The following is a 15,559-nucleotide window of genomic DNA, read 5'->3' as shown; positions in this document are numbered from 1 at the left end:
AATATTCACAATCAACTCATCTTACTTGATGAGGTCTTTGCGGTAGCCGCGGATACGGAGGCTGTTCAGCTTGATGAAGCCGGCGGCGTCCTTGTGGTCATAGGTGGCGCATTCCTCAAAGGTGGCGAGGTCGGCGCAGTACAGGGTGTTCTTGGATTCGCGGCCGACGGGCCACGCGTTGCCCTTGTAGAGCTTCAGGCGCACGGTGCCTGAAACGCGTTCCTGCGACTTGTCGATGAAGGCCTGCATGGCTTCGCGCTCGGGGGAATACCAGAAACCGTTGTAGATGGCTCCGGCGTAGGAGGGCATCATCATGTCGCGGATGTGCATGGTTTCGCGTTCCATAGTGATGCCTTCGAGGTCCTTGTGGGCCACGTAGATGATGGTGCCGCCGGGGGTTTCGTACACGCCGCGGGACTTGATGCCCACAAAGCGGTTCTCGACCATGTCCACGCGACCGATGCCGTGCTTGCGGCCAAGTTCGTTCAGCTTCACCATGATCTGGGCGGGCGACAGGGCTTCGCCGTTCACGGCAACCGGATCGCCGTGCTCGAAGGTGATGGTGACGTATTCGGGTTCATCGGGGGCCTTCTCGAACGGGACGGCCATGATGTGGGAGGCTTCGAGGGGTTCTTCCCACGGATCTTCAAGCTCGCCGCCTTCGAAGCTGCAATGGAGCATGTTGCGGTCCATGCTGTAGTGCTTCGCACCGGAGGAGATCGGGATGTTGTGCTGTTCGGCGAAGAAGTTCAGGGCGGTACGGGACATCAGATCCCATTCGCGCCAGGGGGCGATCACGCGCAGGTCGGGCGCGAGGGCGGCGGCGGACAGCTCGAAGCGGACCTGGTCGTTGCCTTTGCCGGTTGCGCCGTGGGCGAGGGCGTCGGCGCCTTCGGCACGGGCGATTTCCACGAGGCGCTTGGTGATCAGCGGGCGGGCCACGGAGGTGCCGAGCAGGTAGCGGCCTTCATACAGAGCGCCGGAGCGGAGCATGGGGAAAATGAAGTCCTTGGCGAACTCTTCGCGCAGGTCTTCGATATAGGCCTTGGTCGCGCCGGTCCTGAGGGCTTTTTCATCCACGCCGTTCAGGTCGTCTTCCTGCCCCACGTCGGCGGTCATGGTGATCACTTCGCAGCCGTAGTTCACCTGAAGCCACTTGAGGATAACGGAGGTGTCCAGCCCGCCGGAATAGGCGAGCACCACTTTCTTGATGTTTCTCTGCTGAGCCATGAAATCTCTCCAATGAGATGAGGAATATGCTTTCGGAGCCGCGGACCGGGGAGGAAGGCGGTTCCGTTAGAGCCAGAGGTACGGGTTGTTGGCGAGTTCTTCGCCCACGTTGGTGTTGGGGCCGTGCCCCGGATACACCGCGGTTTCCTGCGGAAGAATGAAGATCTTCTTGTGAAGCGACTTGCGCAGGGCTTCCTGGCTGCTGCCGGGGAAGTCGGTGCGCCCGACGGAGTGGTAGAAGAGCAGGTCGCCGGTCATGATGCTGTTCAGTTCCGGGAAATAAATGGAAAGGCTGCCGGGCGTGTGGCCGGGCGTGGTCAGCACTTCACACTTGATCGAACCGAAGGTGTGCGGGCCTTCCTTCAAATCTTCCCATTGGAACGTCGTCACCGGAGGGAAGCCCCATGCGCCGCTGCCGCCGAGCTCGGTGCCGAGCAGGGAGGCATCCCCGGCGGGGCCGTAGACAGGAGCGCCGGTCGCTTCATGCAGGGCCGCCACGCCATACAGGTGGTCGAAGTGGAAATGCGTGCACAGAATGGCCCGGAGCGTGAGGTTCTGTTCCTTGAGCAAGGCGAGGACTTCGCCGAGGCCGCTGTTCAAATCCCCGCCCGGATCGACGGCGACGGCGTCCGAGCCGCTGATGACGATGTGGCAGTTGGTTTCAAGCGGCCCGATGGGAAATGTTTCGATGGGCATATTGAAATCTCCCTCTCTATGACAAGCGGCTGCCGACGCTCAGATAAACGGCTGCTCCGTTCCGCATGGGAAAAGAGAGCCGGAACAGGGCAGGCCGGTTGCGGCTGTAGGTTTGGCATATCCTTGGTGATCAGGATAAACTGCATGACTATAGCCCGAACCCGCCATTCGTGCAAATACCGCTCAATGGCGGAAAAACGGTCCCCGAAAAGCGCTTTCGCGGGATATTTCGCCAGTAATATATGTTATTCTTTGAATAAAAAGCGGAATGGCGAGGTCCGGAGGGGTGAAACCTATGGTCCGCCGCTCAGCAAAGTTTTTGCGGATAAGGACGTATTCCGACAAAGGCCGGGGTGAAGGCGCCGCAACGCCCGTCACCCCGGCCCTGATTTCCCGTCAAACGGAAACTATTCCGCGTCGTCCTCGTTGCCGCCTTCGAGGGGGCGCGTGTATTTGCAGGTCTTTTCGGGGCAGGCGATGAACTTGCCCTTGGCCTTGGTATTTTTCATCACCAGCAGCGGAGAGCCGCATTCGGGGCAGGGCTCGGCGATGGGCCAGTCCCACAGGGCATAATCGCACTGGGGATAGTTGCTGCACGAGTAGAATATCTTGCCGCGCTTGGAACTTTTTTCCACAAGCACGCCGTTGCAGCCTTCGCGGGGGCAGGGGACGCCGGTGGAATAGGGTTCGGCGTGCTTGCAGTCCGGATATCCCGAGCAGGCAATGAACCGGCTGCCGGTGCGGGAACGCTTGAGCACGAGATCCTTGCCGCATTCGGGGCAGGTCCCGACCTTTTCGAATTCCGGCTTGACCTTTTCCTGAAGATGGATCTGCCCTTGCTCGTCGCGGGTGTAGTTCGAGGTATACCGGCACGCGGGGTAGCCGGTACACGCGAGAAACTGCCCGGTTTTGCCGAACTTCACGGCCAGCGGCTTGCCGCACTCGGGGCAGGGGATATCGGTCACCGTATCGGTTTTGGCCTTGCCCATGCTCTTGGCGGCTTCGAGCAGCGTGGGATCGAAATCGTTGTTGAAGTTGCGGAGCAGGGCCACCCAGTCCTGCTGGCCTTCGGCCACCTTGTCGAGCAGTTCTTCCATGTGCGCGGTGAAGCCCACGTCCATGAGCGTCTTGAAGTGCTCGCGCAACCGGTCGCACACCACGCGGCCCAAGTCCGTGGGCGCGAAATGCTTTTCCTCCAGCGTCACGTAGTCGCGGTCCTGAAGGGTGGAGATGATCGAGGCATAGGTGGAAGGGCGGCCGATGCCGAGCTCTTCCAGTTCGCGCACCAGCGAGGCTTCGGTGAAGCGCGGGGAAGGCTGCGTGAACTTCTGTTCCTTGGTCAGGCTGTTGAGCTTGAGCGTTTCGCCCTTGGTGAGGGCGGGCAGTTCCACGCCTTCCTCGTCCTTGCCGCGCGGCATGACCGCGAGGAAGCCGGGGAACAACATGCGCTCACCTTTGGAACGCCACTGGACCGGGCCGTTGTCGATGGTCACGGTCGTATCGTGGAAGCGGGCCGCAGCCATCTGGGAAGCGACGAAGCGCGCCCAGATGAGCCGGTAAACCTGATACTGGTCCGGGGCGAGGTAGGGCTTGACGTCCTCGGGCGTGAGGGTCACGTCGACGGGCCGGATGGCTTCGTGGGCGTCCTGAGCGTCGGACTTGGTCTTGAAATTCCGCTTGCCGCCGGGGGCGAGGTAGTCCTTGCCGAAACGGTTTTCGATGAAATCCGCAGCCGCTTTCTGCGCTTCGTCCGCGATGCGCACGGAGTCGGTACGCATATAGGTGATGAGCGCCACCGTGCCGCGATCGCCGAGTTCAAGGCCTTCATAGAGGCGCTGGGCAATGTTCATCGTGCGCTTGGCGGGATAGCTGAGGCGCTGGTTGGCGGCCTGCTGGAGCGTGGACGTGATGAACGGAGGCATGGGCGCGCGGCTGCGTTCCTTTTCTTCAATGGCGGAAACCGTGAATGGCGCGCCCTTCATCGCCTTTTCGAGCGCGTCGGCGGTTTCGGCATTGGGGATGACCGGCTTCTTGCCTTCTACTTTCCAAAGCTCGGCCTTGAACGGCGGCGGGATGCTGCCTTCAAGGATCGCCTTGAACAGCCAATATTCTTCGGGCACGAAAGCCTGCCGTTCCTCTTCGCGTTCGACGATGAGGCGCAGGGCCACGGACTGGACGCGTCCGGCGGAGATGCCGCGTTTGACGTTTTTCCAGAGGAGCGGGGAGATCTTGTATCCCACGAGGCGGTCGAGCACGCGGCGGGCCTGCTGGGCGTCGAACAGGTTGACGTTGAGGTCGCGCGGGTGATCCAGCGCCTCATGTACGGCACGGGAGGTGATTTCGTTGAACTGGATACGCTTGATGTTCGGATTTTTGTCCTTCAAGAGCTCGGCGACGTGCCACGCGATGGCTTCCCCTTCGCGGTCGGGGTCGGGGGCGAGGAAGACGGTGTCCACCTTGGAAGCCGCATCGCGCAGGGACTGCACGACCTTTTCCTTGCCTTGGATGATTTCGTATTCCGGGGCGAAATCGTTGGCTTCATCCACGCCGATGTTGCTTTTGGGAAGATCCCGGATATGGCCCACGCTGGCTTGCACCAGATAGCCGGGGCCCAGAAATTTTTTGATGGTCTTCACCTTGGCGGGAGATTCGACGATAATGAGACTTTTGCCCATGTGCGCATCCTTTTGACTGAATCCGCCACGGAGAATGACCCGTGGCGCAGCACAACATACGACACTGGCGCGTAACGTCAAGCCGCAAAGAGTAAGAAATCGGTTGCGGAGAACGTTCGGGGGAGGGAACTTTCTAGAGAAAGTTCCCTCCCCCGGACCCTGCCCGTAAACGTATCGACGGGCGGGGCGGCTGCGCGGAAGACGTTTGTTCCAGCCGGAATGAATGCCGTTTTTTGCGGAAAGCTTACGGGAAGGCCGGATCGCCTTGGACCGGAAAACCCAAACACGGTATTGAATAAAAATCTAGCTATACAAAAGAGATAGAAGTGTCAGGATGCCTGCTTCCAGAAAAAGGTCCTTCCTCGCTTCCCGATAGCTTCCTATGCTTTCTGATCGTTGAGGCGTTTCAGGGCGGCGGCACATTCGGCGCTGCCGAGAGCCGCGCCCTTCTTGTACCAGACGGCGGCCTGTGCGGGATCGGCCTTGACGTCCTTACCCTGTTCGTACATTTGGCCGAGGTGCAGACAAGCGTCGGCGTCGCCGGCGGTAGCGGCTTTCTTATAGTAGTCGAGGGCCTTGTCCTTATCTTGCCCCACGCCGTAGCCCTTGGTGTACAGATCGCCGATGGCGCTGTAGGCGAGGGCATAGCCCTGATCGGCCGCTTTCTGGAACCAGCTCATGGCTGAGGCGTAATCTTTTTTGCCTTCCATATGGAGCTGTCCAAGCTTGGCCTGAGCGGCGGCATAGCCCTGATTGGCGGCGGAGGTGAACAGCGTGACGGCTTGTTCCGTATCCTTCTTTACCCCGCGGCCCAGTTCGTACATCTGGCCGAGCAGGTATTCGGCGTCGGGGTGCTCCAATTTGGCGAGCGGTTCCACAATAATGAACGCTTCTTCGTAGCTGCCGTTGTCATAGGCTTTTTGGGCCTGCTCAACTGAGGGGGCCGGGGTTTCTTTAGCCGGATCCGTGGCAGCCGGAGCCTGTGTCTTTACGTCGGCCTTGGCGTCCGTTTTGGTATCCGCCTTGGCTTCAGCGGGTTTGGCCGCCGCTGGCTTATCCGCAGCCACAGCGGCAGGTTTGGCGGCTTGCGCATGTTCTTCTATGGCCAGGGCTTCCGCCGCCGGAGCCAGAGAAAGCAGCGTGACGGCGACGAGGGCGGGGACAACCTGTTTCGTATTGATCATGATTAGAACCTCCTGTCGGAATAGAGGGCGAACGACCGGAATCTCCGGCCTATTGGGGCGGAGGCGTTTCGACCCTTGGGGACCATAGAAAAACGGCTCCTACGCTAGAGGTCAATGATTTACCGTAACGATATGGATGTGGCGAAGAAAACCGGGGGAAGGGGGAGGGAAACTTTCTACAGAAAGTTTCCCTCCCCCTTCCCCCGGACCCCCATCTCCCTCTCTTCAAAGACTTTTGACTTTATCGAATCCCTGTTCATTCTTTTGGGGGAATGGACGGAGGTCGTCCTTGTTAATGAGGAGAGTGCAGTCCTGAAAATATTTGGGGCCTTCTAAGGAAAAGTAAAGAGACACAAAGCTAAAAGAATCCCGTAAATCCAAACGGACCCGCGGGGACCGACATTTTTGCTATAGCCGAGAACCGATGCGGCGGGCGGCTGCACAGATGAAAGTCTTGGGAAGGGGAGGGATGGGGCTTGGGGAAGGGAGGGGGAACCTTTCTCCAGAAAGGTTCCCCCTCCCTTCCCCAATTCCCCTTAGTTCTTCAAGCTGTGGATCGGTGCGGGGATGCGCCCGCCGAGGCTGATAAAGGCGCTGGCGTCGCCGCCGGGCACGGGGATGATGTCGGCCTCGCCGAGCAGCCCGCCGAAGCAGGCCTTTTCGCCGACGCCCTTGCCGGGGACGGGGATGACGCGCACGGCGGTGGTCTTGGAGTTGATCATGCCGATAGCCATTTCGTCGGCGATGATGCCGGAAATGGTGGCGGCGGGCGTGTCGCCGGGGATGGCGATCATGTCGAGGCCGACGGAGCACACGCTGGTCATGGCTTCAAGCTTTTCGAGGGACAGCGCGCCGGAACGGGTGGCAGCCTCAATGCTGGAGTCCTCGGAAACCGGGATGAACGCGCCGGACAAACCGCCCACATGGGACGAGGCGAACGCGCCGCCCTTTTTGACGGCGTCGTTGAGCATGGCAAGCACGGCGGTGGTGCCGGGGGCGCCGATGGAGGACAGGCCCACGCTCTGGAAGATTTCGCCTACGGAGTCCCCCACGGCGGGCGTCGGGGCAAGGGACAGGTCCGCGACGCCGAAGGGCAGGTCGAGGCGCTGCGCCACTTCCTTGCCGATGATCTCGCCGACGCGCGTTACCTTATAAGCCGTGCGTTTGATGACTTCGGCCACTTCGCCGAGCGTGAATTCGCCGGGCTTGTGGTTTTCCATCGCGCGGTCGATGGCTTTCTTGACCACGCCGGGGCCGGAAACCCCCACGTTGATCACCACATCGGGCTCTCCCACGCCGAGGTAGGCGCCCGCCATGAAGGGCACGTCCTGCGGAATGTTGGCGAACACCACCAGCTTGGCGCAGCCGAGGCCGTCACGGTCGTGGGTGGCTTCGGCGACATCGAGGATGCGCTGGCCGAGCAGGGCCACGGCATCCATATTGATGCCGGAGCGCGTCGAGGCCACGTTGATGGAGGAGCAGATGCGGTCCGTGGTGGCGAGGGCTTCCGGCAGGGCATCGATAAGATTGCGCTCTCCGGGCGTGATGCCTTTTTCCACCAGCGCGCCGAAGCCGCCGAGGAAGTCGACGCCCGCGTCCTTGGCGGATTCGTCGAGCACCTGACAGGCCCGCACCATCTGATCGCGGGAGAAGGAAGCGCCCACCACCCCAATGGGGCTGACGCTGATGCGCTTGTTGACGACGGGGATGCCGAACTTGTCGCCCACTTCGTTGCAGGTGGCGACGAGTTTGGCGGCGTATTTGGCGATCTTGGCGCGCACCCGGTAGGCGAATACGTCGAAATCGTGGCTGGCGCAGTCGAAAAGGCTGATGCCGAGCGTCACGGTACGCACATCGAGGTGTTCGTTGCGCAGCATGTTCAGGGTGCTGAGGACTTCACGATCTGTAAGCATGGAAACTTCCTCCGGGAAGTTTGTTTTTGACACGGATGGAGCCTGCCCGCCCCTTTGAGGGGAACCTGCGGAAAGGGAAGAGGGGTGCCGTCGACCTCCGGGAACCCCCGCGTATGCCGTTTAAACCGGCTGCACGCGGTGCAGGGCCTCGAAGATGTCGCGGTGCTGCATACTGAGCTGGAGGCCTAGGGTGCGGGCTTTGTCCTTGAGGGTGCGGCGCAGGGCGTTACGGTCGATTTCCATCGGCAGGGATATCTCGAATACCAGCAAGGCGCGCTTTTCCTCCTCAGGCATGAGAGCCTTGAGGTTTTCGATGTTTACCTTCTGATCCGCGAAAATCTTGGAGAATGCGGCAATGATTTCAAAACGGTCTTCGCCGTCCACCGTCACGACGAAAGGTTCGCTCTCGGCGGAACCGGACGTATCGCCTTCTTCAAAATCGCGGATCGTAACTGAAAGGTGCATCCCGCGGGATTCAATGGCTTTGGAAAGCTGGGTGTGGATGGTGCCGTTGTCCAGACTTTCCTGTTTGTTGGCCACGAAAATGGCTGCAAACTGGTTCTTGAGAATGGTCTGGCTCACTTCTTCGATATTGCATTCAAGGGCCGAAAGGGTGCTGGACACGGCGTAGACGACGCCGGGGCAATCCAGACCGATGACCGAAACAACGATTTTGCTCACAGATACCTCTCGCGGCAGGTCTTTGGCTTTCCCAAAATAGGGGATCAACAGCAGGGAAATCAGGCGGAAACATTCCGTCAGTCTCTTTTGCCAGCCCTCACCCGCTGTTAGCAAGCAAAAAGTTTGGTAACGACCGGCAGTTCCGTTTCAGCCCCCTTGGGAAACATTTTGACTGTATAAAAATTCCGCTGGAAAGTTTTCGAAAAAGGTTATATGGGGAGTCAATCTTGTCGATGCCGACAGACTTTTTTTGATTTTCTTATTAAAAGAAAAAGGAGGCACTCATGGTGCTCGATCCGAAAAAACACGCTGACTGGGAAATCGCTCAGGATGCCGAAACCCGTATGAAAACCGTGCAGCAGCTTGGTCGTGATATGGGCCTCCTTGATAAAGAGCTCCTGCCTTACGGCCATGTGATGGGCAAGGTCGACTACCGGGCCGTGCTCGAGCGCCTCGGGGACAAGCCCAACGGCAAGTATGTCGACGTGACCGCCATTACGCCCACGCCCCTCGGCGAGGGCAAATCCACGACCACCATCGGCCTTGTGCAGGGCCTCGGACGCCGCAACAAGCGCGCTTCCGCCGCCATCCGCCAGCCTTCGGGCGGCCCCACGATGGGCGTGAAGGGATCGGCCGCGGGCGGCGGGCTTTCCCAGTGCATCCCTTTGACGCAATATTCCCTGGGTTTTACCGGCGATATCAACGCGGTGATGAACGCCCATAACCTCGCCATGGTGGCGCTGACTTCCCGTATGCAGCATGAGCGGAATTATAATGATGAAAAGCTGCTCAAGCTGTCGGGGATGCCCCGCCTGAATATCGACCCCACCAATGTGAACATGGGCTGGGTCATGGACTTCTGTTGCCAGTCCCTGCGCAACATCATCATCGGCATGGACGGTACCAACGGGCGCTCCGACGGGTTCATGATGCGTTCCCGTTTCGACATCGCCGTGTCTTCCGAAGTTATGGCCATTCTCGCCATCGCCAAGGATTTGAAGGACCTCCGGCAGCGCATGGGCAAGATCATCGTGGCCTACGACCGCGACGGCAAACCCGTGACCACCGCCGATCTCGAAGTGGACGGCGCTATGACCGCGTGGATGGTGGAAGCCATCAATCCGAACCTTATCCAGACCATCGAAGGCCAGCCCGTGTTCGTACACGCCGGGCCGTTCGCCAACATCGCCATCGGGCAGAGTTCGGTCATCGCGGACCGGATCGGCCTCAAGCTGAATGAATACCATGTTACGGAGTCCGGTTTCGGCGCGGACATCGGGTATGAGAAATTCTGGAACCTCAAGTGCCACTACAGCGGCCTCACCCCGGACGCCGCCGTGGTCGTGGCGACCGTCCGCGCGCTCAAGAGCCACGGCGGCGCGCCCGTGCCCGTGCCGGGGCGTCCTCTGCCTGAGGAATACCGTACCGAGAACGTGGGCTTCGTGGAGGCAGGCTGCTGCAACCTGCTGCACCACATCAATACGGTGAAGCGTTCCGGCGTGTCGCCCGTGGTGTGCATCAACGCTTTTGTGACCGACACCAAGGCGGAAATCGCCAAAGTCCGTGAGCTGTGCGAAGCGGCCGGGGCGCGCGTGGCCCTGTCCACGCACTGGGAACACGGCGGCGAAGGCGCGCTGGAACTGGCCGATGCCGTCATGGACGCCTGCAACGACAAGACCGAGTTCAAGCCGCTGTACTCGTGGGATATGCCGTTTAAGGAACGTATCGAGCTGGTGGCCCGCGAAGTGTACGGCGCGGACGGCGTGGACTTCTCCGCCGAGGCGTCCCGCAAGCTGGCCGACATCCAGAAACGCGACGACGCCAACGAGCTTGGCCTGTGCATGGTGAAGACGCACCTGTCCCTGTCCGACGATCCGGGCGTGAAGGGCGCTCCCAAGGGATGGAAGCTGCGTATCCGCGACGTGCTCACCTTCGGCGGCGCGGGCTTCGTGGTTCCGGTTTCCGGTTCCATCACGCTCATGCCCGGAACGGGCTCCAATCCCTCTTTCCGCAGGGTAGACGTGGACGTCGATACCGGCAGGGTAAAGGGGATCTTCTAATCTGGGTGAGAACTGGAGGAAAGCCTTCGAGCGGGCTTTCCTCCTCATTTTTTCTAGCTTATTCAAGGTTTCAAAAGTCCTTCCTGCCATAGGGCGGCGATGCGTCGTGGATATATTTTTCCCCATCCTGCTTTTGTGACCTGTCAGTACGCTTGCTTTTTCCCCTCCTGATTCTATATGAGAGGCATTCCGGGCGCCGCCGCGAGGGGCGAGCACTGCGGAGTTCATCCATCTTTATATTCAGGAATTCATTTTCCGGGCAACATATGGTCGCTGACCCATCAATCCGATTGCGCCCGCTGGAGCGGGAAGATCTGCCGTTTATCCATCAGCTGGACAACAATGCCAGCGTGATGCGTTACTGGTTTGAGGAGCCTTATGAGGCGTTTGTGGAACTGACGGATTTGTACGACAAGCACATCCACGATCAGAGCGAGCGCCGTTTTATCGTTGAGCACGACAAGGCCAAGGTCGGGCTGGTCGAGCTTGTCGAGATCGATTACGTCCACCGCAGGGCCGAATTTCAGATCATCATCGCACCCGCGCATCAAGGGCTCGGCTACGCGGCGAAGGCCGTTCTGCTCGTCATGGACTATGCGTTTACGGTGCTCAATCTCTATAAACTGTACCTCGTCGTGGACACGGAAAACAAAAAAGCCATCCACGTTTATAAGAAACTCGGGTTTGAGGTAGAGGGCGAATTGAAGCACGAATTCTTCAGCAATGGAGAATACCGAAACGCCTTGCGGATGTGCACGTTCCAGACCGATTATCTTATGAAAAAGAAAGAACAGGCTGCACAGTGGGCCTGACGGACACTCTGACCCAAGGATATTCTATGGCGGACATCATCAGCGGCACGGAGATGAGGGCGGCGATTCTTGACGAGTTGCGTCAGGAAGTTGAGGCCATTCGGGAAAAGCACGGCACGGTTCCGGGGCTTGTGACCATTTTGGTCGGAGAAAATCCGGCTTCGATCAGTTATGTGACCTTGAAGGTGAAGACCGCGTTGTCGCTCGGTTTTCATGAGATTCAAGACAACCAGCCCGCGGACATCAGCGAAGAGGCGCTTCTCGCGCTGATCGACAAGTACAACCGGGACCCGTCCATCCACGGTATCCTTGTCCAGCTTCCGCTCCCCAAGCATATCGACGAAAACAAGGTCATTTACGCCATCGATCCGGACAAGGACGTCGACGGATTCCACCCCGTCAATCTGGGCCGTATGGTTATCGGCGGCGATGCCGTGCGTTTCCTGCCCTGTACGCCTGCGGGCATTCAGGAAATGCTGGTGCGCTCGGGCGTCGAAATGGCCGGGGCCGAAGTCGTGGTCGTTGGCCGTTCCAATATCGTCGGCAAGCCCATTTCCGTCATGCTCGGTCAAAAGGGGCCCGGTGCCAACGCCACGGTGACGATGGTTCATACCCGCACCAAAGACCTGGCGGAACATTGCCGCCGGGCCGACATCCTGATCGTCGCGGCTGGCGTTCCCGGTCTGGTGAAGCCGGACTGGATCAAGCCCGGGGCAACGGTTATCGACGTGGGCGTCAACCGGGTGGGCTTCAACGAGAAGACGGGCAAGCCCATCCTTTCCGGGGACGTGGATTTCGCCGAGGCCAGCAAGGTAGCCGGGAAGATCACCCCCGTGCCCGGCGGCGTGGGCCCCATGACCATTGCCATGCTCATGAAGAATACTGTCCGTTCCGCGTGGTATCACTTGGGGCGGTAGCGTTTGAGATGAAGGCACGGGGGAGGGAGCTTTTTAAAAAAAGCTCCCTCCCCCGGACCCCCCCGCAAAAATTTTGACTGGTGGGGAGGCGGCGCGACGGAAGTTCCGTTGTGCCGTTTTTTTCGCGGGAAGATCTCTTGCCTGAACCCTTCGCAGCTCATTTTTTCTGGGAAAGACTGGCAACAGGGACTCGGTAAACACAAAAGCCTTTGAAGAGGTGGGGGAGGGGGAGGAGAAACGTGGGGGTGTTCCCCCCTTCTCCAGAAAGTTCCTCCTCCCCCTCCCCAATGTCTTCACATCACCTTCCCAGCAAACCTGTTCTATAGGCGCAGCAGCTTCTGCACAAGTTTCCTTTCGGTCACATGAAGGCGTGAAAGCCCTTCGGCATCAAGGCCCGCACCGAGGGCGGCGGCCTTGCGCAGTGCCTGCGTGACCTCGGGGGATTCGAAGTCGGCGGCGCTGGAAGCGTCAGAGTTGAGCAGCAGTTCGCAGCCGAAGCGCTCGGCCATGCGGACGATATGCCCGTTGGCGAGACAGTGCCGGGGGGCCGTGTTCAGCTCCAGCAATACGCCCTTCTCGGCGGCGAGTTGGGCATCTTCCACCGTAATCAGGCCGGGATGCGCTAAAATATCCACGCCCGCATTGATGGCGGCGAGGTTGGTCCCTGTCTCCACCACATCGACAAGCTGACGGGGGATGCTTTCGCCGTGCGCAAGGATCAGCGCTGCACCTTGCTCCCGCGCCTGCCCTACGGCATCAGGCAGCAGGGCGGGGGGGACATGCACCAACTCCACCCCGGCGAAAGCCTCGATGTCCGCGTACAGGGAACAGGTCTTCACCAGCGTTTTGAGCGTGGGCAGCAGGATCGGCAGGGTCGAGGGATCGGCCCGGACGATCAGGCCGACTGCCCGGAATCCCGCGCATTTCGCCAGACGCATGGCCTCCGAGGGCAGCAGTCCGTCGCGCCCGCCCGAGCAGTTCACATGAATATGAAAGTCGAACATGGTGTTCCTTTTCCCTGAAGTGTTATCCCCGCAGCTCGCCTATCAAAGAATGTTTCTTTGCGGTCACAATAGCGACGGGCACAATGAGGCCGGGTTTGCCGATTCCGGCAGGCAAGGAGACGTTGACGGCGTCACCCCACGGGTCGCGTCCTTGCCAGCTTTCAGTGGCGGCATCTTCGCCGTCCTGTTTGCGGCTGGCCCCTTCAAGCAGAATATCCGTTTCACAGCCCACGCGGGCCTTGAGCCAGTCGGAGGAAAGATCCTCCTGCAAAGCCTGCAAGCGTTCGAGGCGACGCAGCTTTTCGGCGGGTTCGACCTTGTCGGTGTGGCGGCTGGCGGCGGTTCCGGGGCGGTCGGAATAACAGAAGGAGAAGCTCGACATGAAGTTGACCGCACGTACGGCGTCCAGCGTTTCTTGAAATTGTTCTTCCGTTTCGCCGGGAAAACCGACGATGAGGTCTGTGGACAGGGCAATGTCGGGACGGGCGGCGCGGAGGCCTTCCACAAGCGTCATGTAGCGGGCCATGTCGTATTTGCGGTTCATGCGGGCCAACACGCGATCCGATCCGGCTTGGAGCGGCAAGTGCAGGCGCGGGCAGAGGTTCGGCACTTCCCCGAACATGGCGATGACCTCTGGGGAGAGATCTTTGGGATGCGGAGTCACGAAACGCAGCCGGGCGAGGCCGGGCAGTTCCGACACCTGACGCAGCAGGCGTGCGAACGACGTGTCTCCGGAAGCGTGCTTATCAAGGCCGTAGGAGTTCACATTCTGGCCGAGCAGGGTGATTTCCTTCGCGCCGTTGTCGATGAGCGCCCGGCATTCATCAAGGATGGCCCCGGCGTCGCGGGATTTCTGACGGCCCCGCGTGAAGGGGACGATGCAGTAGGTGCAGAAGTTGTCACACCCCTGCATGATGTTGACGAAGGCCACTGGTGGGATCTCGCCTTCGCCTTGCGCGGGCAGGGCGGGGTCGCGTTCGGGGTAGATTTCGGAAAAATCGGTGAGGTTCAGGCGCAGGGAAGGATCGCCATGCAGCCGTTCGATGGCCTCGGGAGCCATGGCGAGCCCGTCGCCGCCCACGACCAGCCGCACCTGCGGGAAACGCTCGAAAAAGCCCGCGCCGATCTGCTGGGCCACGCATCCCGCGACCACGGCAAACGAGCCGGGCACGCAGCGGGTTTCATATTTGATGCGCCCAAGTGCGGCGTAGACTTTTTGTTCCGGTTTGTCGCGCACCGAGCAGGTGTTGAGGATGACGACTTCCGCCTTTTCAAGGGGCGATTCGACGAACCCCCGGCGTTGCAGGGATCTGGCGAGCCAGAACGAGTCGTTGACGTTCATCTGGCAGCCAAACGTGATGATATGGAAAGTGCCTTGCGCCATCGGGAGATGCTCCATGTGTCGCGGTAAACGCGGGAATGTTGAGGGATTCGGGAAGGAATAAGGCATCCCGGCATCCGGCGCAACCCCGTTTCGTTGCGTTCGGGCGTGCGCTGGCGTATCCTAAGACGGCTTTAAAAGGCAAACAAGGAGTGTTCCATGCGGATCATACGGGTCGAACACGGCGGCACATCGTATTACGGCATCCTTGAGGACGGGTTGGTGTTCCGTCTTCACCAGCAGCCGGGGCACATGGAACCCATACCGCTTTCCGAAGCGAAGGTGCTTCCGCTGGTAACGCCTTCCAAGGTCGTTTGTGTCGGGCTCAACTACAAGGCGCACGCCGAGGAGCTCGGGTATCCTCTGCCCAACATGCCGAGTTTTTTCCTCAAGCCCCCGAGCAGCATTATCGGCAACGGCGAACCGATCATCTTGCCGTCGGGCATGGGCCGCATTGAGCATGAGGCGGAGCTGGCGATGGTCGTGGGCAAGGTATGCCGCAACCTGATGCCGGAGGAGGCGGAGGAAAGCCTGTTCGGGTTCACCTGTGCCAACGATGTGACGGCCCGTGAGGTACAGAAGGTCGATCCGCTCATCGGCCATTGCAAGTCCTACGATACGTTTTGCCCCATCGGACCGTGGATTGAGACCGATCTTGAGGATATCAACGATCTTTCCATCCGTTGCCTTGTGAACGGCGAAGTCCGTCAATCCGCGAATACCGGGGACATGATTTTCCGTCCTCTGGATTTGCTCTGTTTCCTTTCCCGGGTCATGACGCTGATGCCCGGAGACGTCATCCTTACAGGGACGCCGCCCGGCATTTCGCCCATTCTGGCGGATGACGTCGTACAGGTGTCCATCGAAGGCATAGGTACCCTCTCCAACCCCGTCGAAGGTCCCGGCCCGGAAGAGAAGATTTTGCAGTAGGCGGGGAACCGGAGAGAAGAAGAGAGGGAAGAAGATTGGAGGGGGCGGGGAAACCTTTCTCTAGAAAGGTTTCCCC

General features: G+C 59.9%; 13 protein-coding genes. 5 read left to right on the top strand and 8 right to left on the bottom strand.

Translation table 11 applies throughout. The features are described 5' to 3' along the window. Window positions 1-21: 21 nt before the first annotated feature. The 4 genes from HMPREF0178_RS04920 to HMPREF0178_RS04905 form a co-directional block, all read right to left on the bottom strand. On the bottom strand, window positions 22-1,230 hold the full coding sequence (locus HMPREF0178_RS04920; RefSeq protein ID WP_009379581.1) for an argininosuccinate synthase: 1,209 nt from the start codon (window positions 1,228-1,230) through the stop codon (window positions 22-24). A 66-nt stretch (window positions 1,231-1,296) separates the two neighbouring features. Beyond that, window positions 1,297-1,926: an MBL fold metallo-hydrolase gene (locus HMPREF0178_RS04915; protein ID WP_009379580.1), complete on the bottom strand. Its 630-nt coding sequence runs from the start codon at window positions 1,924-1,926 to the stop codon at window positions 1,297-1,299. 407 nt (window positions 1,927-2,333) lie between these two features. After that, entirely contained in the window at window positions 2,334-4,601 is a 2,268-nt protein-coding gene (topA, locus tag HMPREF0178_RS04910) for a type I DNA topoisomerase (protein ID WP_009379579.1), read from the bottom strand. Window positions 4,602-4,981: 380 nt separating this feature from the next. Then, window positions 4,982-5,785, bottom strand: a complete 804-nt coding sequence (locus HMPREF0178_RS04905; RefSeq protein ID WP_009379578.1) for a tetratricopeptide repeat protein — start codon at window positions 5,783-5,785, stop codon at window positions 4,982-4,984. 132 nt (window positions 5,786-5,917) lie between these two features. On the opposite strand from HMPREF0178_RS04905, the gene HMPREF0178_RS04900 reads away from it, so the two are divergent. Beyond that, window positions 5,918-6,121 carry a hypothetical protein gene (locus HMPREF0178_RS04900; protein WP_369736914.1) on the top strand — a complete coding sequence of 68 codons (204 nt, stop codon included), beginning with the start codon at window positions 5,918-5,920 and terminating at the stop codon, window positions 6,119-6,121. Window positions 6,122-6,321: 200 nt separating this feature from the next. On the opposite strand, the gene HMPREF0178_RS04895 is transcribed toward HMPREF0178_RS04900, so the two are convergent. Continuing rightward, window positions 6,322-7,698, bottom strand: a complete 1,377-nt coding sequence (locus HMPREF0178_RS04895; RefSeq protein WP_009379576.1) for a PFL family protein — start codon at window positions 7,696-7,698, stop codon at window positions 6,322-6,324. 120 nt (window positions 7,699-7,818) lie between these two features. Continuing rightward, window positions 7,819-8,379, bottom strand: a complete 561-nt coding sequence (locus tag HMPREF0178_RS04890) for a glycine cleavage system protein R (RefSeq protein WP_005029325.1) — start codon at window positions 8,377-8,379, stop codon at window positions 7,819-7,821. A 284-nt stretch (window positions 8,380-8,663) separates the two neighbouring features. Here HMPREF0178_RS04890 and HMPREF0178_RS04885 point away from each other — a divergent pair, with 284 nt between their 5' ends. From HMPREF0178_RS04885 to folD, 3 genes are all read left to right on the top strand, one after another. Beyond that, complete coding sequence (locus tag HMPREF0178_RS04885) at window positions 8,664-10,439, top strand: formate--tetrahydrofolate ligase (protein ID WP_005029326.1); 1,776 nt, start codon at window positions 8,664-8,666, stop codon at window positions 10,437-10,439. Between the two features lie 266 nt (window positions 10,440-10,705). Further along, window positions 10,706-11,251 carry a spermidine N1-acetyltransferase gene (speG, locus tag HMPREF0178_RS04880; RefSeq protein WP_009379575.1) on the top strand — a complete coding sequence of 182 codons (546 nt, stop codon included), beginning with the start codon at window positions 10,706-10,708 and terminating at the stop codon, window positions 11,249-11,251. Between the two features lie 26 nt (window positions 11,252-11,277). After that, complete coding sequence (gene folD / locus HMPREF0178_RS04875; RefSeq protein ID WP_009379574.1) at window positions 11,278-12,168, top strand: bifunctional methylenetetrahydrofolate dehydrogenase/methenyltetrahydrofolate cyclohydrolase FolD; 891 nt, start codon at window positions 11,278-11,280, stop codon at window positions 12,166-12,168. Between the two features lie 320 nt (window positions 12,169-12,488). Here folD and HMPREF0178_RS04870 read toward each other — a convergent pair whose 3' ends face one another. Continuing rightward, window positions 12,489-13,172, bottom strand: a complete 684-nt coding sequence (locus HMPREF0178_RS04870; RefSeq protein WP_009379573.1) for a histidinol phosphate phosphatase domain-containing protein — start codon at window positions 13,170-13,172, stop codon at window positions 12,489-12,491. A gap of 22 nt (window positions 13,173-13,194) precedes the next feature. After that, window positions 13,195-14,556, bottom strand: a complete 1,362-nt coding sequence (miaB, locus tag HMPREF0178_RS04865) for a tRNA (N6-isopentenyl adenosine(37)-C2)-methylthiotransferase MiaB (RefSeq protein ID WP_009379572.1) — start codon at window positions 14,554-14,556, stop codon at window positions 13,195-13,197. 156 nt (window positions 14,557-14,712) lie between these two features. Here miaB and HMPREF0178_RS04860 point away from each other — a divergent pair, with 156 nt between their 5' ends. Then, window positions 14,713-15,483, top strand: coding sequence for a fumarylacetoacetate hydrolase family protein (locus tag HMPREF0178_RS04860; protein ID WP_009379571.1), 771 nt, complete (start codon window positions 14,713-14,715; stop codon window positions 15,481-15,483). Window positions 15,484-15,559 lie beyond the last annotated feature (76 nt).

The organism is Bilophila sp. 4_1_30 (genome assembly GCF_000224655.1).
Taxonomy (GTDB): Bacteria; Desulfobacterota; Desulfovibrionia; order Desulfovibrionales; family Desulfovibrionaceae; genus Bilophila; species Bilophila wadsworthia.
Note: the sequence above shows the minus strand (reverse complement) of the source record. Positions and strands in the feature narration are given on the sequence as shown.

What these genes read in the sequence shown, in the direction of transcription:
- HMPREF0178_RS04920 (WP_009379581.1), bottom strand. Translation starts at nt 1,230, where the DNA reads ATGGCTCAGCAGAGAAACATCAAGAAAGTGGTGCTCGCCTATTCCGGC.
- HMPREF0178_RS04915 (WP_009379580.1), bottom strand. Translation starts at nt 1,926, where the DNA reads ATGCCCATCGAAACATTTCCCATCGGGCCGCTTGAAACCAACTGCCAC.
- topA (WP_009379579.1), bottom strand. Translation starts at nt 4,601, where the DNA reads ATGGGCAAAAGTCTCATTATCGTCGAATCTCCCGCCAAGGTGAAGACC.
- HMPREF0178_RS04905 (WP_009379578.1), bottom strand. Translation starts at nt 5,785, where the DNA reads ATGATCAATACGAAACAGGTTGTCCCCGCCCTCGTCGCCGTCACGCTG.
- HMPREF0178_RS04900 (WP_369736914.1), top strand. Translation starts at nt 5,918, where the DNA reads ATGGATGTGGCGAAGAAAACCGGGGGAAGGGGGAGGGAAACTTTCTAC.
- HMPREF0178_RS04895 (WP_009379576.1), bottom strand. Translation starts at nt 7,698, where the DNA reads ATGCTTACAGATCGTGAAGTCCTCAGCACCCTGAACATGCTGCGCAAC.
- HMPREF0178_RS04885 (WP_005029326.1), top strand. Translation starts at nt 8,664, where the DNA reads ATGGTGCTCGATCCGAAAAAACACGCTGACTGGGAAATCGCTCAGGAT.
- speG (WP_009379575.1), top strand. Translation starts at nt 10,706, where the DNA reads ATGGTCGCTGACCCATCAATCCGATTGCGCCCGCTGGAGCGGGAAGAT.
- folD (WP_009379574.1), top strand. Translation starts at nt 11,278, where the DNA reads ATGGCGGACATCATCAGCGGCACGGAGATGAGGGCGGCGATTCTTGAC.
- HMPREF0178_RS04870 (WP_009379573.1), bottom strand. Translation starts at nt 13,172, where the DNA reads ATGTTCGACTTTCATATTCATGTGAACTGCTCGGGCGGGCGCGACGGA.
- miaB (WP_009379572.1), bottom strand. Translation starts at nt 14,556, where the DNA reads ATGGCGCAAGGCACTTTCCATATCATCACGTTTGGCTGCCAGATGAAC.
- HMPREF0178_RS04860 (WP_009379571.1), top strand. Translation starts at nt 14,713, where the DNA reads ATGCGGATCATACGGGTCGAACACGGCGGCACATCGTATTACGGCATC.